Source organism: Hydrogenophaga sp. (genome assembly GCF_048549895.1).
GTDB lineage: Bacteria > Pseudomonadota > Gammaproteobacteria > Burkholderiales > Burkholderiaceae_C > Hydrogenophaga.
The window spans coordinates 42,188-60,209 of the sequence record NZ_JBLYYB010000011.1 but is presented as its reverse complement, the minus strand read 5'-3'; the positions used below and the strand labels follow the sequence as shown (position 1 = coordinate 60,209).

Below are 18,022 nucleotides of genomic sequence, written 5' to 3'. Positions count from 1 at the left end.
ATGACCCCTCGCACTCTCTACCGCAAGCTGGTCGGATCTCACACGGTCGCCACGCTGGACAAAGACAACGTTTTGCTGTTCTGCGATCTGCACTTGATGAACGAATACACCAGCCCTCAAGCCTTTGCAGGTTTGTACGAGCAAGGGCGTGGCGTATCCATGCCGGGTCAAAACGTGGCGGTAGTGAGCCACATCATTCCCACGCACCCCGTCAAGTTTCGTGTGATTGCAGACACAGCATCCGCCCTGCAGGCAACCAACCTGAAAAGGAACTGTGACCACTTCGGCATCCCCTTGTTCGACACGAACGATGCCTTGCAGGGGATTGAGCACGTGGTGGCTCCGGAGCACGGGATGATCCGGCCAGGCATGGTCGTGATCTGCGGTGACAGCCACACGACGACCTACGGGGCGCTGGGAGCCTTGGGGTTCGGCATTGGTACCACCGAAGTCGAGCACGTGCTCGCCACCCAGACGTTGGTCTACCGCGTGGCCAAAGACATGCGCGTTCGTGTCGATGGCACGCTGCCCATCGGCGCAACAGCCAAAGATCTCGTGCTGGCAGTGATCGGTCGGATCGGTGCGCAGGGTGCAAGAGGGTATGTGGTCGAGTACTGCGGCAAGGCGATCGATGCGCTGTCGATAGAAGCGCGCTTCACGCTGTGCAACATGACGGTCGAGGCCGGATGCCGGGGCGCGCTCGTCGCACCGGATCAGAAAGCCATCGACTATGTCATGGCGCATGCTCCCGACGTTGCGAAGGAACACCGCGAGGCAGCCTTGGCCGCGTGGGTGAACCTGCGGACCGACGATGGTGCCAGCTTCGACGTCGAACACCGGTTTGACGCGACTCACGTTGCTCCTCAGGTCACATGGGGCACCAGCCCCGATCAGGTCGTGGCCATCGATGGGCGCATTCCACAGCTTGATGAACTGCCGGATGGTCCTGCGCGAAGAAGCGCCGATCGTGCCCTGCGTTACACCAAGCTGCCGCCAGGCTCCGCGATGGAGGGCACACCGGTGCAGCACGTGTTCATCGGGTCTTGCACCAATGGGCGCATTGAAGACCTGCGGGCGGCTGCGGCCGTGGTTCGAGGCCGCCACGTTGCCGAAGGCGTTCGAGCCATGGTGGTGCCTGGTTCGGGGGCGGTGAAAGCGGAGGCTGAGGCCGAGGGTCTCGACCTCGTGTTCACCCATGCAGGATTCGAATGGCGCAATCCAGGGTGCTCAATGTGCCTTGCAATGAACGACGATGTGTTGGCCGAGGGCATTCGCTGCGCGTCGACGACGAATCGCAATTTCGAAGGACGCCAAGGCCGTGGTGCGATCACGCACCTGATGAGCCCGGCTATGGCCGCGGCTGCGGCCATCACAGGACGCATCACCGATGTGCGCCGCATGGAGACCCTGCAATGAACAAGTCTGTTTGTATCGATGGGCAGGCCGCCGCGTTGCGCATTGAAAACCTCGACACGGATCAGATCATGCCCAAGCAGTTCCTGCGCGGCATCGACAAGTCAGGGCTCAAGGAGGGTTTGCTGTACGACCTCCGCTTCGATTCCCAGGGGCGAGCTCGGCCGGATTTCGTTTTGAACCGCAGCTCCCATGCCGATGCATCGATTCTGGTGGCCGGTGCCAATTTCGGCTGTGGATCCAGCCGAGAGCATGCGGTGTGGGGCCTTCAGCAGTTCGGGATCAGCGCGATCGTCGCGTCAAGTTATGGAGAGATTTTCTACTCCAACGCGATGAACAACCGGCTGCTGCTCGTGACGCTTGAGCCCAGCGAGATTGCCAAGCTGATGGACGATGCTGACGACACTGGCGAGAACCAGATTCACATCGACATCCAGGCTCAGACACTGCGCAGTCGCAAAGTGCAGGCAAGTTTCGACCTGATGCCCCGGCACCGCCAGATGTTCCTGGAGGGGCTCGACAGCATCGGGCTTTCGCTGACTTACAGGGACAAGATCCAAAGCTACGCCCTTGATCACTGGGCGCGCCAGCCCTGGCTCAAGGATGTTGCAGCGGTGACGGTTGAACGATTCTGACCTCACCTTTGAATGGAGCATTAGCCATGCGGATGCGCAAGCTGGCCCCCAACGCGAGGCTCCAAGCAGGAAAACATCGCCGGTCAAGAACTTGAGGACACGAACCCAACGACATCGATGCGGTGGAGTTGCTCCGATCCCTGCGGCTTGCACTTGCTTTGATTGCAGGTCACCAGACAGCGAAGGGTTTCGTCCGAGTGCAACAGCACAGCCTCCTTCAACAATGTTGAGGCATGGTCAAAAGATGCTTTTTTTTACGCGCGCGGGCGCATGTGCGCACACGCACGCGCGCCCGCGCCCCTTTTGGAGCTTGTTTGAAACTGCAAAAAATGAGGTTTATCAACTTTTCACTGATAGCGGTTAAGTGCCCACTACCCCCACCGCCAGCAAGTCCAGAAGCCCCTGTTACGCAGGGGCTTTTTTGTTGATCTAACCCCAGTGTTCATGCGGGGTCCAGGAAGCCTCGGATTCTCTGTTCTCTCTCTGAATGGACGCCAGGGGCATTTCTCGAGACCTTAGGGACGTTTTATCTCTCTCCTCTCTGCGGTGAGAGTTACGCGATGGGCAGAACCGCCCTCAACGGAAACCGACAGGGCAGTCGCCGCTGCAAAAAGCAGATGTCACGCGCTCAGCGCCACCTCAAACGCTGATGCGATCCAACAAGGCAGCCCGCTGGCCAGCGTCACTTGAATTGCCTTCACAGACGACCTGGCCGCGTTCGATCAGATAGTGCCTGGTGGTCAACCGAATGGCCCTGTGCACGTTCTGCTCCACCAGCACGATCGGAATGCCCTGACGAGCGAGGTCGCCGATGAGGGCGAACAACTCGTCCACGATCATGGGCGCAAGTCCCTCGGTGGGTTCGTCAATCAGGAGCAGGCGAGGGGCGCCGGCAAGTACGCGCGCGAACGCCAGCATTTGCTGTTCGCCGCCTGACAGCGTCGTGCCCATCTGGCGCCGCCGCTCCGCCAACCGGGGAAAGCGCTGGTAGGTCTCATCAAGACGTCGTCGCGACTCGGCACGGCTGCGTGACGGGCACTGCATCTGCCCCAACCGCAGGTTCTCCTCCACGGTCAGGCCAGGAAAGATGCGCCGGTCCTCTGGGACCAGCCCGATACCGCGGCGGCAGATGACGTCTGCACCAACACCGTCCAAACGGTGGCCGTCAAACACCACCTCGCCTTGCGATGGCGTGACCCAGCCCGCGATGGTTTTGATCAGTGTCGTTTTTCCTACGCCGTTGCGACCGAACAAACCGACCACTTCACCCTTTCCTACGCGCAGGTCGATACCTTGCAGCACATGGCTCAGCCCATAGTGGGTGTGTACATTTTTGAGTTCGAGCATCAGTGCCTCTCCCCGAAATAGGCGGCCTGCACCGCCGGGTTGGCACGCACGTCGGCCGGCGCGCCCTCGGCCAGTTTCTCGCCCTGGTGCATGACCACCACGTGGTCCGACAGTTGCATCACCAGGTCGACGTCGTGCTCCACCAGCAAGATGGACAGCCCGTGGTCGCGCGACAGGCCGCGAATCAGCGCTTCCGTCTCGCGAGTGTCCGTGTGGCTCATGCCCTGAGTGGGCTCGTCCAGCAGCAACATGCGCGGGCGCGATGCCAGTGACACCGCGATCTCCAGTCGACGCTGCTCGCCGTGAGACAAGTAGCCCGCAAGCTCGTCGGCCCTGGACTGCAGATCGAATTGACTCAGCAGTTCATCTACGCGTTGCCAGGCGATGGAGCTTTGTGCAAGTGGTCGAAACAAGCCGCGACCACGCTCCAGAAACTGCGCTGCCAGACGCAGGTTCTCTCGCACGGTGAGATCGAAGAACAGGTTGGTGATCTGAAACGAGCGCGACAGTCCACTGCCCAGCAGCTCGTGTGGTGCCAGGCCGGTCACGTCCACACCCTCGAAATGAACCACTCCGGAGGTGGGACGGATGGCGCCGCTGATCAGATTGAACAAACTGCTTTTGCCCGCACCGTTGGGACCGATGACCGCCGTGATACCGCCCGATTGCGCTTCGAAGCTCACGCCTTGCACCGCCTTGAGTGCACCGAACTGAACGCTGAGACCCTGAACCGAAAGAATGGCGCTCATGGGCGAGCCTCCCTGCGCGAGCGGCGCGTATCCAGCCAGCGCTGCAGCGCGGGTGTGGCGTAGCCAATGAGGCCGCGTGGCATCACGATCACAACAACCACGAACAAAAGGCCGATGACGATGTGGTGATGGGCTGTGTAAGAACCCACCACGGAGCGCAAGCCAGTGAGGATGGCGGAGCCGTAGAGTGGGCCGATCAGTGTGCCGGTGCCACCGACAATGACATTGATGACCGCATTGCCCGAGACCTGAAAAAACATCAACTCGGGTGAAACGAAGCCGCGCAGCATGGGGTACAGAGCGCCGCTGCAGCCGGCAATACAGGCCGCAGCGACGAAGGCGCCGAGCTTGTAACGCCACGGGTCTGCTCCAAGGAAACTGACCCGGTGTTCGTTCGTGCGGATAGCGTCAAGCTGGCGGCCTGCGGGCGTGTCCATCAGATATCGCAGTGCCATGTAGATGGCGCCAATGAAGCCAAGCACCACCAGAAAGAAGCCTTCGGGTGTGCTTGAGTTCAAGCCTGGCGCCACCGCAGCGGCGGGCACTCCAATGATCCCGTCGGAGGCCCCGAGCTCGCGGGTGTTGTAGATCACCTTGGACAGCACCTGGGCCAGTCCGAAGCTGATGAGCGCGAAGTACACCCCTTTGGCGCGGATGGCGATCAGACCGCCGACCAACCCCGCCAGGACGCTGAACACCAGGGCGCTGGCCATCGCCAGCCAGAAGGAGTCGCTCCAGTGTTTGAGCACGAGCGCAGAGACGTAAGCGCCCAGACCAAAGAACAGCGCCTGTCCCAGCGGCAGCAGCCCGACCCGGCCGAGCAGCAAGTCAACCGACAGCGCCAGGCCACCGAAAATCAGGGCCTCGGTTGCCAGGCGCAGGTAAAACACATCACCCATCGCCAGCGCAAGGCCGCCGAACGACAGTGCTCCCGCAAAGAACAGGATGGCGAGCCAGGAAGCGGCCGACCGGCGTGGTGCCACAGACGCAGGTGCGGCCAGCGCGTTGCGGCGCGAAGCCAGTGTGGAGGTGGAAGCGGGTGTGCTCATGTCAGGCGCTCCCGAGTTTTCCGAACAAACCTTGTGGCCGCCACATCAACACCAGGACCATGATCCCGAACAGCAACGGATCGCTCCAGACGGGGGAGATGTACAGGCTGGAGATGGATTGCACTTGCGTCAGCAGGAGACCGGCCAGCACCGCGCCCTTGATGGAGCCCATCCCGCCGATGATCACGACGCTGAAGGCGATGAGCACGAAATCGCGTCCCATGGTGGGGAACACCGAGTAGATCGGTGCGAGGAGAACACCCGCGATGCCCGCCATGGCAACGCCAAACGCAAAGGTGGCGGCATACACACGCTGTACCGGAACTCCGAGTGAAGCACTCATGTGCCGGTCGTGGGCTGCGGCTCGAACGATGGCGCCCACCGATGTGCGAAAGACAAGCAGCCAGACTGCGGCGATGAGTGCGCCACCGAACAGCATCACGAACAGCCGGTAGTTGGGGAAATACAGGCCCACCATCTCGGTCGCGCCGTCGATGGGCGCCTCCAGCCGCAGCGGGTTGGCACCGAAGGCGATCTTGAGCGCGTCTTCGAGCACCACCGCCATGCCGAAGGTGAGCAGCAGTGTCAGCGTGTGTCGGTCCTTGCTGTGGAAAACCCGCTGTATGAGGCCTCGCTCGGTGGCGTACCCCAGCACCGCCATCAACAGCGGCGTCAGGACGAGCGCCCACCAGAACGACAGCCCCAGACCGAGCAGGGCCACGGCAAGGTAGGCGCCGATGGCATAGAACTCGCCATGTGCCATGTTGATGACGTCCAGCAAACCGAAAATGATGGTCAGTCCCAGGGCCATCAACACCACGGCCACACCGATCGACAAACCATTGATCATCTGCGGTGCCAGTACGAATTGAAGCCAGTCGAGGGCGGTGCTCATGGTGTAGCTTTCCCGGGTTGGCTCAGAAGCGGCTGCAGACATCGGGGCCGATCGCGGCATCTGCCTTGACCTTGCCCACCAGTTCGAACTTCCCACCCGTCACGCGCATGGCGTACATGTCCTGCATGGCCTGGTGATCGCCAGCGCGCATGGTTTTGGTGCCCTGAGGCGTGCTCCACTGCAGTCCGCGCATGGCCGCTCGCACCTTGTCGGTGTCGGTGCTGCCTGCCTTCTCGACTGCGGCTTTGTAGAAGAACAGCACGCCGTAGCTGTCGGCGCCGTACAGGTCGGGAGCCCCTTTGTTGGCGGCTTCGAAGTCGACCACAAACTTCCGGTTGTCGTCCGAGTCGATGCTGGTGGCATAGCCTACACCGGTCACAAAACCGTCGGCTGCCTTTCCAATGGCAGGCAGGTTCTGAGAGGTGACGGTACCGGAGGCGCCCACCACCTGCACGTTTCGGCTGATACCGAACTCCACCATCTGCGAGAACAACCGCACCGTATCGTTGCCTGCAACCGAGGTGTAGATGACTGCCGGGCGGGCCGAGCGCATCTGACCAAAGAAGGGCGAGTAGTCCTTGTTGTCCAGCGGCGCGAACACCTCACCCACCGACTTCGCGCCCTTTGCCTCGGCTGCCGACTTGAAAGCCGCCACGGTGCTGCGGCCCATCTCGTAGTCAGGGCCCAGGTAGAACACATTGGCGTTGGGTCGCGTGCTGGCAAGCCAGTCGGCCAGCGCTGCCGATTGCATGCCAGCGCGGGCGTTGACGCGGAACACGTTGGGCGAGCACTTGTCGCCGGTGATCGAATCCGCGAAAGACACGGTGGTGGCGATCAGACGGTTGTTGCGCTCGGCGAGCTGGCCCACCGCCAACGTCGAACCGCTGTTCACAGTGCCCGTCAGAAAGTCGACCTTGTTCACCTGGAAGAGCTTCTCCGCCTTCTGGACCGCCACGGAAGGGTTGGCCTCCTCGTCCTCGTATATGAGCTCAAGCGGGCGGCCAGCCACGCCGCCTGCTGCGTTGATCTGGCGCGCAGCCAAGTCCAGCCCCCATTTCACCTGCTGTCCAATGCCGGCGTAAGTGCCCGACAAGGGGGTCACCACGCCGATACGGATGGGTTGTGTCTGCGCAAGCGCGTGGCCGGTCAAGCAGGCCAGCGCAAGTGTCATGTTGGCGGTACGGATTCGGGTATGCATGTTTGTCTCCTCTTTGGGGTGGTTGCGGATGGGTCGGTGAAATCAGGTGCCGTTGAATTGCGGACGTCGTTTGTCGTGAAAGGCTTCCACACCTTCACGGAAGTCGTTCGAGCTGCGCAGGCGTGAGTAGCAGTGCCCTTCGAGCTCGATGGCAATCGACAGCGGCGAATCCTCGGTATCGTTGAGCAGCTTCTTGGCGGTTCGCTGAGCCAGTGGCGAGAAGCCGCGAAGCTCTTCCACCAGCGCGTCGGTGGCGGCTTCGAGCTCGATGTCGAGCACGCATTCCGTGGCCACGCCCCAGTCATAGGCCTGCGGCCCGGGGATCCGCCGGCTGCGCATCACGATGTCCTTGGTGCGCGTGATACCGACCATCTTCTGCAGGCGGGCAGAGCCACCCGATCCGGGGATCTGGCCCAGCTTCTGCTCAGGGAGTGCGTACAGCGTGGTGGGTGTCACCAGGCGGAAGTCACACGCCAGAGAAAGCTCGAATCCAACGCCGAAGCAGTACCCACGGGCAGCCGTGACCACTGGCTTGCTGCAACGCGCGGGGGCCGCCACGTTCCAGGCCAGCTTGCTCACATGCTCCGGAGATGCTTCGAGGAAGCCCTTGATGTTGCCGCCGCTGGAGAAGTGCTCGCCTTCGCCGCGCACAACGATCACGCGCACGTCTTCATTGGCATCCAGTGCTTCAAAGGTGATTCGCAGTTGTTCGCGCTGCGTCATCGATATCACGTTGTAGGGCGGGCGACACAGCACGATGTCGGCACGCTCCCGCTTGGGGTCTATCTCGACGCGGTAGCCATCGAAAGCGGCGCTCAATGTGAGCGCTGGGTGGTTCAGATCGTTGAGTTGCATGAGGTCCTTTGCGGTGAGAGAAAGGGTGGAACAGGTGAACGGGGCCGTGGATCGGTCAGGCCGGAGGCACGGCAGGCAATGGCGGGGGCATGGCTTCGAACTCGCCGGCCACCAGCTTGCGGCGCAGCACCTTGCCTACCGGCGATTTGGGAATCTCGCGCACGAACACGTACTCGCGCGGCCTTTTGAAGTTCACGAGATTGGAATTGCGGCAATGCGCGTCAAGCGATTCAGCGGCCACAGCGCTGCGCGACTTCACAAACGCGACCACACGCTGGCCCCAGCGCTCGTCCTTGAGTCCGGCCACGGCCACCTCGTCCACGCAAGGGTGAAGCGACAACACCGACTCGATGTCCACTGGCGAGATGTTCTCGCCCCCGCTGATGATCATGTCGTCCACGCGACCGGTGACGAAGAGATCACCTTCGTTGTCGATGTACCCGGTGTCACCGGTGAAGTACCAGCCGTCGCGCAGGCTGCGCGCGTTTGCTTCGGGGCGGTTGTGGTAACCCTCGAAAGCCTCGTCACTGAGCAGATCGGCCACGATCTGGCCCTCCTCAAGAGCAGCGGCCGTGTCCTCGGGACTCCTGGCATCTAGCTTGATCACGCGCAAGCGTGTGTTGATACCGGCACGACCAGCAGACCCGGGCTTGCCCACCGCGTTCTGGTTGATCGAGAAGGTGTAGATCTCGCTGCTGCCGTAGTGATTGACAAACAGCTCGGGCTGGAACGCCTGTTGCAGGCGCAACAGCAAGGCGTCGTGCATGGGGGCACCAGCAAATCCAAGCTTGCGGACCGACTGCGTGTCGGTTCGCTTGAACGCAGGGTGGGCGAGCAGGTCGTGGTACAGCGTGGGCACCAGATAGAGGTGGCTGACACGCTCGGTCTCGATGGCGCGCAGTGCGGCTGCGGCTTCGAAACGCGGCATGCACACGAAACGACCATCCACCAGCGCCATGGTGAGCAGAGAGCGCACGCCCATGGTGTGGTACAGCGGCATCACACCCAACGTGCGTTCTCCATAGCCGTAACGGTTTTGTGCCACGTGAGCCAGCGCAGCCACCCGCTCGGCGCGTTGGCGCCGCGGTACGCCCTTGGGCGCGCCGGTGGTGCCCGAGGTGTAGAGCATGAGCGATATGTCTTCTGCTCGTGCCTGTGGCGTCGGGTCGGCGGGGTCGATGAATACCTGGTCGAATCCTGGGTCACTGCAGCCTGCGATACCCACCGACAAGCGGGCCACCGATCGGGCCAGCGCAGATTGCATGACGGCTTCCTGTGAAGCGCCCTCGTAAACCAGCAAGCGGGCATCCGAATCCCGCAGTGCGTGGTCGATCTCTTCAGGTTTGGCACGCCAGTTCAAAGGCGTCATCACCAGGCCCGCGAACTGGCAGGCCCAGTGCAGCGTGGCTGCTTCGTGCCGGTTCTGCAGCACGCCGAGCACACGGTCCCCATGCCGCAGGCCCAGCGCTGCCAACCCGCGCTGTACGCCCCCGATGGTGCGCGCCCATTCGGACCAGCTCAGACGCACATGGCCATCGACCAGGGCAATGGCGTCGGTGGCGCGGTCCACGCTTTGCAGAAAGGTGCGTCCGAGGTCAAGCACGGGCCACCTCCATGACAGCATTCACGATGGGCGTGTAGCCGGTACAACGACACAGGTGGCCGCTGAGCATGTCGCGGATCTCGGCTTCTTGCGGCACGTGTCCGGCAGCGCGCTGGCGATGCAGCCAATCCGCGCTGGACATCAGAATGCCCGCGGTGCAGAAACCGCACTGCAGCGCATGGTGGCGTTTGAACGCCGCCTTGAGCGCACACAGGATGGCATCGGTACCTTCAGGATCTTCAACTGTGTCGACGCGACGGCCTTCAACCTGCACGGCCAGCATGAGGCACGCTCGGCAGGCCACATCGTCCACACGCACGGTGCACGCTCCGCAGACACCGTGTTCGCATCCCACGTGGGTGCCGGTGGCGCCGAGTTCGTGGCGCAAGAAGTCGCTGAGCAGCAGGCGGGGTCGAGCCTGACCGGTGCGCGCCCGTCCGTTGAGGGTCAGGCGCACGCTGTGCAACGTACCTCGTTCGAGAACCGATTCACTCATGGTTGTCTCCTTGCTGACTGGATGGCCTGGCGCGCCAGACGGCGCAGCAGATGGCGGCGTGTTGCAGCGCTGGTGTGGGGGTCGTCACGCACCTGCAACGACCACGCGATCTCGTTCAGGGCATCGTCGAGCGCAGCGTCCGCCAACACCGGCAGTTCAAAGGCTTGCGGGCAATCACTCAATCCGCCCACAGCCAGACGCATGCCCTTGGCATCAGCCACAACGGCTACCGCGCACAGTGCGAAGTCGCCATGGCGTCGCACATGCTCGGCAAATCCGAAGGACTGGCCGGTAGCAGGACGCGGGAAGCTCACCGCCTCCACGAGCTCGTCGGCGCGGCGCGCAGTGCTCAGCAGACCGGTGAAGAAGTCCGCAGCGGCCAATTGGCGAACACCGCGGGTGCTGCGCAGGTGCACCGTGCCCTGCAGAGCCACGAGGCAGAGTGGCAACTCGGCCGATGGATCGGCATGCGCGATCGAGCCGCACACGGTGCCACGGTTGCGGATCTGGAAATGCGAGATGTGCGGAAACGCCAGTGCCAGCAGAGGTGGCACTTCGGGATGGGCTTGGAGCTGCGCCTGCGTGACGGCGGCACCCACACGCAAGGCGTGGCCCTCCACCGAGATCGCAGCCAGCTCGACGCTGCGCGAAATGTCGATCAGCAGTTCGGGTTGGGCAAGCCGCATGTTCAGCACGGCCATCAGCGACTGTCCGCCCGCCAGGATGCGTGCGCCCTCGCCATACCGCTGCAGCAGCGCAGCGGCGACCTCGGCGCTGTCGGCGCGCACGTAGTCGAATGCGGCTGGCTTCATGGCTTGAACCCCAGGCGCTGCAACAGACGGCGCCACCATGGTGCAGGCATGGCAGCGTCGCCCGCGGCCTGCCGGCCCAGCGATTCGAAGAGTTGAGCAACGATCACGCGTGCCGCGCTCTCCAGCATGCGGCTGCCCACCATGGCCACCTTGCCGCCCACCTGGGCCCGGTAGTCGTAGTGCAGTCGGGTACCGTTGGCCGTGGCTTCAAGCCTCACCACGCCGTCGCCCGCGCCGGTGCCCAGGTTGGAGCTGCCACGCCCCATCAGCCGCAGGCGATGTGGCGCCTCGATGTCTGAGAGCGTGATGCGCGCTTCGTAACGCGCCTTGATCAGTCCAATGCCCACCGTGACGTCTGCCCGGTAGCGGTTGACACCGTCGGCTTGCAACGCGTGACAGCCTGGAATGACACGGGCCAGCGCAGCGGGGTCGAGCAGCACCTCGAAAACGCGCTCCGGCGGCGCAGCGATCTCCACCGTGCCTTGCGCGGCGAGCGTCAGGCCGTTTCCACTCGGGGTTGGCGCATTCGCCGGAACCACCTGATGGCGAGGCGCCGGGTCGGGTGTGCGCAGGTGTTCGAGCACACGCCCGGGCGTGAGAGGCAGACGCACATCGGTCACGTCGCGCAGTGGGCGCAGCGCGTCTGCGAAGGCGTTGGCAATGCAGACGGGCGTGCTCATGTTGTTGCCCTCGCCAAGGCCCTTGGCACCCAGCGGCGTGAAGGGGCTGGGTGTCTGCAGATGCACGATGACGGGATCAGGCGTCTCGCAGGCGGTGGGCATCAGGTAGTCGGCCAGCGTGCCACTCTGGAAGCTGCCATCGGCCCCGTATCGGAACTCCTCAAGCAAGGCCGCACCCAGTCCCTGAGCGAAGGCACCACGGATCTGGCCATCGGCCAATGCGGGGTTGAGCAGGCGGCCGGCGTCGTGGGCAGTGATGTAGCGATCGATACGAACAGCTCCCGTGTCGGGATCAATCTCCAGACCGCAGATGTCGAACACGAAACCATAGGCAGCCGAGGTGTTGACGCGGTCCTGCAAATCGGGCGCGCTCAAGGTGTCGGGCGTCCAGAAGGCGGTTTCGCGCAGGCCAGGCGTTTCGCCCTCGGGCAACAACGCGGGCGCCCAGTGCGGACTGGCGGCCAGGCGCGTGAAGGGTTGGTACTGGGCAGGCTGTCGGCGATTGAACACCCGACCGTCCTCGAAGCCGATGTCGCTGGCTGCGCACGCCCAACCTGCGGCCGCGATACGGGCGAGTTTGTCGCGCAGGCGTTGCGCGGCGAGGTGCACCGCACCGGCCACAGCGCCTGCGAAGCGGCTGCTGTAGTTGCCGGCGGCCACGCTCCACGCATCTTTGGCGGTGTCGAACTCCACATTCACCACCACCTGCGTGGGCAGCAGACCCAAAACGTCGGCCACCACTTGTGCGCATACCGTCATGTGTCCCTGCCCTGCCGGCGCTGACGCAATGGTCACATTGATGCCGCCCAGCAGGTCGATGGCCACGGTGGCGCTGGCGATGGCGCCGTTTTTTGGTCCGGCCTTGGCGCGCTGCTCGGCCGTGAGCACGGTGCTGATATAGCCCATGTTCGACACCGAAGGTTCGACGATGGCGGCCACACCAATGCCGTAGAGCCGGCCCGCCGCGCGCGCCGCACACTGACGCTCGCCCAGTTGGCGGGTCTGCGCTTCGCTCATGGCCATCCGGGTCAGGCGCACATAGTCGCCAGAATCAAGCACCGCGCCGGCCGCTGCGGTGTACGGAAACGCGTCAGCCGGTACGTAGTTCCGCAGACGCAGCTGGACGGGGTCGATGTTCAGTTCTACGGCAATGCGGTCCATCAACCGCTCCAGCGCGAAATACACCTGCGGACCGCCAAAACCACGCACCAAACCGGTGGGCGTCTTGTTGGTGACCACCACCCGGTTGCGCACCGCCAAGTGTTCAATCGCGTAAGCGCCGGTCAGCGCACCGTGCATGCGGTAGAAGGTGGCGGGCTCTGGCGCTCTCAGGTAGGCGCCCACTTCATCGGCCTGGTCGTAGCGCAAGGCCGTGACGCGGCCATCAAGCGTGACGGCGGCTTCGATGGTGGTGAGCCGTGCGGTGGCCGAAGTGGCTGCACTCAAATGCTCAAGGCGGTCCTCAACCCATTTCACGGGAGCACCTGCCTTGCGCGAGGCCAGGCACATCAACACCACGTAAGGGAACACCGCCTGCTTGACGCCGAAGCTGCCCCCCGAGTCCCGCGGCACGCGGTGGCGCAACTTGTTGCCCGGTACCCTGAGCGCCAGGGCCATCACGGCGTGCAGCGAGAACGGTCCCATGAAATTGGAGAGTACGTCGTAGCCTTCGTCACCCGGCAGGTGCTCGGCGATCACCACGCCGCACTCCATGGGCGAGCAGCTGTTGCGCGGGTATTGCACGGTGGTTCGTACCGTGCGGACGCCAGCTTGCGCAAAAGCCGTGTCGGGATCGCCATAGCAGAACTGACGATCCGACACCACATTGCTGCCCACCGCTTCATGCAGAGGCAAGGCATCGCCATCCAGCGCATGCTCAATGTCCATCACCACCGGGAGAGGCTCGTAGTCGGCGCGCAAGAGATCTAGCGCATCCTCAGCGATGTAGCGGTCTTCGGCCACCACCACGGCAACCGGTTCTCCCACGTGACGGACGCGGTCTACGGCCAGCGCCCAGTGCTGCATGGGCTGCTTGACACCGACCACGAAGGGCTGAGCCCAGGCCTGCACATCGGCGCCGGTGAGCACGGCACGGACGCCGGGCAGAGCCATGGCCGCCTGCGTATGAATACCGAGCAGTCGGGCGTGCGGGTGGGGCGAGCGAAGAACCGCCGCATGCAGCGTGCCCGGGCGCGTACCCAAGTCATCGGCAAAGGCGCCGCGACCGTTCAGCAGGGCATCGTCTTCCAGCCGCTCCATGCGCTGGCCGACCCATGCCTGCCGGGCGGCGCCCACCAGTGAGGGATCTGCGTGCAATCTTGTCTCCTGTGCCGACGTACGGCTGCTTTTGTTCTGCAGCGCCAGTGTCGGGAAACAGGGAGCTCATGCGGTATCACAAGCGTCGGACGAATGACCGACGCATCTGCCGGCTGTCCAAATAGTCTGATGACTTCGTGTTCGCTCTCAGATCTCGTCCGAGGACTGACCGGGAGGTGGGTCGAACAGATTGACCTTGCGACGGTAGTCGCTTGGGGTAATGCCCAGGTGTGCGCGGAAAAATCGCGAGAAGTGACTTGGAGCGGAAAAGCCCAGGTCGTGGGATACATCACCCACCGATTCCTGGCTGTGTGTCAAACGTTGCACTGCCGCCTCGAAGCGCAGTACGTTCGCATAGACGAGCGGCGTAACCCGCGTATCGCGCTGGAACAGCGTAAAGAAGTGGGCCCGCGACAGACCGATGGCAGTAGCCACCCTGTCGACATCGAGTTCATGTCCGACGTCCTGACGCATCAGCGCAATGGCCTTTCGGATGCGAGGGTCCATGGAAACAGGAGGCTTGCTGCGCAACAAACTGGTCAGGTCACGCCAGCCCGAGTAGCTCTCGACCACTGCAATGATGAGGTTGAACAACAGGTCCTCCAGGCGTCCCGGGGAGACTTCGTCGCCCCACCAGAGCTCCAGCACGAACTCTTCGACGATCTTGCGCGTGGCAGCGGTCAAACGGACACAGGACTGTGGAAAGAAGCGGGGATGCCCCGACAGGGCCAGTGAACGCTGCAGATCGGCCAGCCACCCTGGTTCGATGTAGAGCGCCAGGATCAGTGTGCGCGCCCCGGGCGGGACGTCGTGTTCGTAGGCGTGGTGCTCCCAAGCGTTGACCAGCACCGCCGTGTCATCCGAGATTGCAGCGCGCTCCCCGCGCACGCGAAACGCGCTGTCAGAGCCACCAGCCTTGATGAGAATATGACAGTGGTGATGCGCGTGCCCCACCAACGGCGCGTCCATGTCGAGCAGGGCGACACGGCCGAATCGGCCCTGGAAAATCTTGATGGCTGAGGACACACCTGGGCTCCTGGATGCGCAGCGAAAACGGCACTTTCTGGCCTTGAACAAACTCGCAATGTGCACCCGGCCAACAGGCAGCGGTGACTGGATCCGTACCAGCTATCACCGAGCGCTGAATGCCGAGGCCACACGGAGGCGTGTACGGCTTGCGAATATTGAGGTACGCGGTCGACATCATTGACCAGCATCAAGATGCCCGCTGGCATAAGGGCTGCGTTGCCAGCAACTATGCTAACCGAGCGGGTGCGCCAGTGCGATCGGCGTCCGCAGGCTCGCCAGCGTCTGCATCGACATCCCCATCAGACTTTCGTCTTTGCAGTCGAGTGCTCCGAAGACAACGTCTTCTTCACGTGCCGTGCTTTTCGGCCGTCCATGCTGTTTCACTCCATGATCCTGGCCTGGGGCACAAGGCCGCAACAATATCGAGGGAGTGCAAGTGAATTGCTCTTTTTACGTACGCGTTCGCGTGTGCGCTCGCTCCCTTTTAGAGCTTCTTTTGATGCGAGGTGGTCACGTTTGAACAAAGGGTGGTTCGCTCCCGCCTGACTCAACCAGGAGAATGACGGACATAACGCTCTCAGCCTACGAAGCAGCGTCCGTCGGCGTTGTTCGCAAATGCCGCTTCATCAGTTTGCCGTTGGCGTTGCGCGGAAGGGCTGCGGGGCTCACGGTCAGGTGTTCGGGCACTTTGTAATCGGCCAGACGCTCGGCACAGAAAGCCTTCACCTCTCCCACGTCCAGATCCTGGCGCTGCGTGTACACATGGGCGTGCACGCGTTCGCCCAGGACGGGGCACGGCACACCCACGACCGCTGCTTCGATGACGCCGGGCATCTGCAGCAGCACGTTCTCGACCTCGGTGCTGAAGACCTTGTAACCGCCCCGGTTGATCATGTCCTTCTTGCGGTCCAGAACCCGGACGTAACCCTCTGCATCCACAGAACCGAGATCGCCCGAGTGCCACCACCCGGCGGTGAATTCGCGGGCTGTGGCGGCCGGATCGTTCCAGTAGCCTTTCACGACCATGGGCCCGCTGATCCAGAGCTCCCCCACTTCGCCGGCGGGCAGTTCACACCCCTGCTCGTCCATCACCATCACCGCCGCGCAGGGCAAGGCAATGCCCACCGTGTCGGCGTGGGCACGGGTCTGGCCGATGGGCATCATCGTGGTGGGCGACGTGGTTTCGGTGGCGCCGTAGGCGTTCAGCAGCTGGAGGCTGGGCAGGCACTTCGCGAGGTCGTCGATGGTCGAGGTGGGCATGGGTGCACCACCGAAGCCGCCGATGCGCCACCTCGACAACTCGAACCCGGTGAAATGGGGATCGAGCAACAGGAGCTTGTACATGGCCGGCACCATCAGGGTGTGGGTCATTCCTTCCCTGGCGGCCAGTTGCAGGAAATGCTCCGCCTTGAAGACCGGCAGCACCAGCAGTGCAGCACCCGTTCCCACGACCGTCATGAGGTTGGCGATGAGGCCCGTGACGTGGGTCACCGGCACCGCCAGCATCGACCGGTCTGACTCGGTCAGCGCCATGCAGCTGATGAAATGCTGCACCGAATGCAAGACGTTGAAATGCGTCAGCATCGCGCCTTTGGGACGCCCGGTGGTGCCCGAGGTGTACAGAACGATGGCCGTGTCCTCTTCCTGCACCGGCTGCACATGGCTGCACGGTGGCTCCAGCAGCAGCTCGTCAAATCCGCAGTGAAGCCGTTGGTCAGCGGCGGCCAGGCCAGCCGGGGGATGCGGGTGGTGGGCCTCCACGACAGCCTGGTCATTGACCCAGACCGCCCATTGCAATGCAGGCGCATCGGTCGGACCGGGCAAGCGCTCGAGAAGGTTGGCGTCGCAGACCACACCACGAGCGCCGCAGTGCTGGATGATCCAGGCCAGGCCTTCCTTTTGTTCGCGCGGGCCCACGGCCACGGCCACCGCACCCAGCTGTTGCAATGCCAGCAGGGCCATCACAAAGCTCGGGTGGTTGCTCTGGTACAGAACCACCCGGTCACCGGGCTGCAGACCCAGTTTCAAAAATCCGCTGGCAGCACGCGCGGAAAGCCCGGCGAGTTCACGCCAGGTCCAGCGTTGGCCTTCGAAAACCATGGCCAGGCGCTCACCATGGCGCGCCACGGTGGCTTCCAGCATGGCATGCAGACTGCCCACACGGCCCGGAAAACACGGCAGCACGCGGTCACCAAAATGGGCTTCCCGGCGGCGCGGCGGCACCGCAAATCCGGCCCAGGGGCGCGTCAAGCCCGGGTCGGCTTCTGGTGCAGAGGCGCCGGTGGTCATGCCACTGCGCCACGAGGCGCCGCATTGGCGCCCCGCTCGATCACCACTTCCTGGTCGAGCATGGACGCTGCGTGATTGAGTTCAGACTGCGCAATCACCACCGTCATGTCTTTGCCGCGCAAACCAAAAATCACCTCCGAGAGGCGTTGTGACAAGGCGGGTGCCACCCCTTCAAACGGCTCGTCCAGCAACAGCAGGCGTGTGCCGACCGCCAGGGCGCGGGCCAGCGCCACCAGCTTTTGCTGACCGCCTGACAGCAGCAAGGCGCGCCGGTCTTTCATCTCCTTGAGCTCGGGCAGCACCTGGTAAACCATCGCGAGACGCTCCTGCGGCTGCAGGGTGGGCGAGACCCAGACAGGAATCAGGATGTTCTCCTCCACCGTCAGTTCGGGCACCAGACCACGGTCTTCGGGCATGTAGCCAATGCCCAGGGCGGCACGCGCATGGGGCGGCATCGCGGCCAGGTCTTTGCCGTCCCACATCAGACGGCCCTGCGTGGGCTTCAAGTGACCCATGACCGTGCGCAGCAGGGTGGTCTTGCCAGCCCCGTTGCGCCCGACCAGGCCCACCATCTGGCCCACGGGCACGTCCAGGGAGAAGCCTCGCAGGGCCTGGACGGACTGGATGGTGACGTGCACCGAATCGATTTGCAGCAT

The 18,022-nt window shown here is 63.3% G+C and carries 15 protein-coding genes; 2 read left to right on the top strand and 13 right to left on the bottom strand.

Features of this window, described 5'->3' with window-relative positions; genetic code table 11:
• Nucleotides 1–1,416: a 3-isopropylmalate dehydratase large subunit gene (gene leuC, locus ACN4F8_RS00840; RefSeq protein ID WP_419471837.1), complete on the top strand. Its 1,416-nt coding sequence runs from the start codon at nt 1–3 to the stop codon at nt 1,414–1,416.
• Nucleotides 1,413–2,048 (top strand): 3-isopropylmalate dehydratase small subunit, encoded by a 636-nt coding sequence (leuD, locus tag ACN4F8_RS00835; protein ID WP_419471836.1) that lies wholly within the window; start codon nt 1,413–1,415, stop codon nt 2,046–2,048. The genes leuC and leuD overlap by 4 nt, the downstream gene beginning before the upstream one ends.
• A 639-nt stretch (nt 2,049–2,687) precedes the next feature.
• Here the strand turns inward: leuD and ACN4F8_RS00830 are convergent.
• From ACN4F8_RS00830 to ACN4F8_RS00770, 13 genes are all read right to left on the bottom strand, one after another.
• Nucleotides 2,688–3,398, bottom strand: a complete 711-nt coding sequence (locus ACN4F8_RS00830) for an ABC transporter ATP-binding protein (RefSeq protein WP_419471855.1) — start codon at nt 3,396–3,398, stop codon at nt 2,688–2,690.
• Complete coding sequence (locus tag ACN4F8_RS00825; RefSeq protein ID WP_419471835.1) at nt 3,395–4,144, bottom strand: ABC transporter ATP-binding protein; 750 nt, start codon at nt 4,142–4,144, stop codon at nt 3,395–3,397. Before ACN4F8_RS00825 ends, ACN4F8_RS00830 begins: the two co-directional genes overlap by 4 nt.
• Nucleotides 4,141–5,193, bottom strand: a complete 1,053-nt coding sequence (locus ACN4F8_RS00820; RefSeq protein WP_419471834.1) for a branched-chain amino acid ABC transporter permease — start codon at nt 5,191–5,193, stop codon at nt 4,141–4,143. The genes ACN4F8_RS00825 and ACN4F8_RS00820 overlap by 4 nt, the downstream gene beginning before the upstream one ends.
• A 1-nt stretch (nt 5,194) precedes the next feature.
• Complete coding sequence (locus ACN4F8_RS00815) at nt 5,195–6,088, bottom strand: branched-chain amino acid ABC transporter permease (protein ID WP_419471833.1); 894 nt, start codon at nt 6,086–6,088, stop codon at nt 5,195–5,197.
• Nucleotides 6,089–6,110: 22 nt separating this feature from the next.
• On the bottom strand, nt 6,111–7,286 hold the full coding sequence (locus tag ACN4F8_RS00810; protein WP_419471832.1) for an ABC transporter substrate-binding protein: 1,176 nt from the start codon (nt 7,284–7,286) through the stop codon (nt 6,111–6,113).
• 42 nt (nt 7,287–7,328) lie between these two features.
• Nucleotides 7,329–8,141 carry an enoyl-CoA hydratase/isomerase family protein gene (locus tag ACN4F8_RS00805; protein WP_419471831.1) on the bottom strand — a complete coding sequence of 271 codons (813 nt, stop codon included), beginning with the start codon at nt 8,139–8,141 and terminating at the stop codon, nt 7,329–7,331.
• Between the two features lie 55 nt (nt 8,142–8,196).
• Nucleotides 8,197–9,744 (bottom strand): AMP-binding protein, encoded by a 1,548-nt coding sequence (locus ACN4F8_RS00800; RefSeq protein WP_419471830.1) that lies wholly within the window; start codon nt 9,742–9,744, stop codon nt 8,197–8,199.
• Nucleotides 9,737–10,240, bottom strand: coding sequence for a (2Fe-2S)-binding protein (locus tag ACN4F8_RS00795; RefSeq protein ID WP_419471829.1), 504 nt, complete (start codon nt 10,238–10,240; stop codon nt 9,737–9,739). Before ACN4F8_RS00795 ends, ACN4F8_RS00800 begins: the two co-directional genes overlap by 8 nt.
• Nucleotides 10,237–11,052, bottom strand: coding sequence for an FAD binding domain-containing protein (locus tag ACN4F8_RS00790; protein WP_419471828.1), 816 nt, complete (start codon nt 11,050–11,052; stop codon nt 10,237–10,239). The genes ACN4F8_RS00795 and ACN4F8_RS00790 overlap by 4 nt, the downstream gene beginning before the upstream one ends.
• Entirely contained in the window at nt 11,049–13,991 is a 2,943-nt protein-coding gene (locus ACN4F8_RS00785) for a xanthine dehydrogenase family protein molybdopterin-binding subunit (protein ID WP_419471854.1), read from the bottom strand. The genes ACN4F8_RS00790 and ACN4F8_RS00785 overlap by 4 nt, the downstream gene beginning before the upstream one ends.
• Nucleotides 13,992–14,195: 204 nt before the next feature.
• On the bottom strand, nt 14,196–15,074 hold the full coding sequence (locus ACN4F8_RS00780) for a helix-turn-helix domain-containing protein (protein WP_419471827.1): 879 nt from the start codon (nt 15,072–15,074) through the stop codon (nt 14,196–14,198).
• 585 nt (nt 15,075–15,659) lie between these two features.
• On the bottom strand, nt 15,660–17,366 hold the full coding sequence (locus ACN4F8_RS00775; protein ID WP_419471826.1) for a class I adenylate-forming enzyme family protein: 1,707 nt from the start codon (nt 17,364–17,366) through the stop codon (nt 15,660–15,662).
• Nucleotides 17,363–18,022, bottom strand: coding sequence for an ABC transporter ATP-binding protein (locus ACN4F8_RS00770; RefSeq protein ID WP_419471825.1), 660 nt, complete (start codon nt 18,020–18,022; stop codon nt 17,363–17,365). The genes ACN4F8_RS00775 and ACN4F8_RS00770 overlap by 4 nt, the downstream gene beginning before the upstream one ends.

What these genes read in the sequence shown, in the direction of transcription:
- ACN4F8_RS00825 (WP_419471835.1), bottom strand. Translation starts at nt 4,144, where the DNA reads ATGAGCGCCATTCTTTCGGTTCAGGGTCTCAGCGTTCAGTTCGGTGCA.
- leuD (WP_419471836.1), top strand. Translation starts at nt 1,413, where the DNA reads ATGAACAAGTCTGTTTGTATCGATGGGCAGGCCGCCGCGTTGCGCATT.
- ACN4F8_RS00820 (WP_419471834.1), bottom strand. Translation starts at nt 5,193, where the DNA reads ATGAGCACACCCGCTTCCACCTCCACACTGGCTTCGCGCCGCAACGCG.
- ACN4F8_RS00770 (WP_419471825.1), bottom strand. Translation starts at nt 18,022, where the DNA reads ATGCTGCAAATCGATTCGGTGCACGTCACCATCCAGTCCGTCCAGGCC.
- ACN4F8_RS00795 (WP_419471829.1), bottom strand. Translation starts at nt 10,240, where the DNA reads ATGAGTGAATCGGTTCTCGAACGAGGTACGTTGCACAGCGTGCGCCTG.
- ACN4F8_RS00790 (WP_419471828.1), bottom strand. Translation starts at nt 11,052, where the DNA reads ATGAAGCCAGCCGCATTCGACTACGTGCGCGCCGACAGCGCCGAGGTC.
- ACN4F8_RS00805 (WP_419471831.1), bottom strand. Translation starts at nt 8,141, where the DNA reads ATGCAACTCAACGATCTGAACCACCCAGCGCTCACATTGAGCGCCGCT.
- leuC (WP_419471837.1), top strand. Translation starts at nt 1, where the DNA reads ATGACCCCTCGCACTCTCTACCGCAAGCTGGTCGGATCTCACACGGTC.
- ACN4F8_RS00775 (WP_419471826.1), bottom strand. Translation starts at nt 17,366, where the DNA reads ATGACCACCGGCGCCTCTGCACCAGAAGCCGACCCGGGCTTGACGCGC.
- ACN4F8_RS00810 (WP_419471832.1), bottom strand. Translation starts at nt 7,286, where the DNA reads ATGCATACCCGAATCCGTACCGCCAACATGACACTTGCGCTGGCCTGC.
- ACN4F8_RS00815 (WP_419471833.1), bottom strand. Translation starts at nt 6,088, where the DNA reads ATGAGCACCGCCCTCGACTGGCTTCAATTCGTACTGGCACCGCAGATG.
- ACN4F8_RS00785 (WP_419471854.1), bottom strand. Translation starts at nt 13,991, where the DNA reads ATGGAGCGGCTGGAAGACGATGCCCTGCTGAACGGTCGCGGCGCCTTT.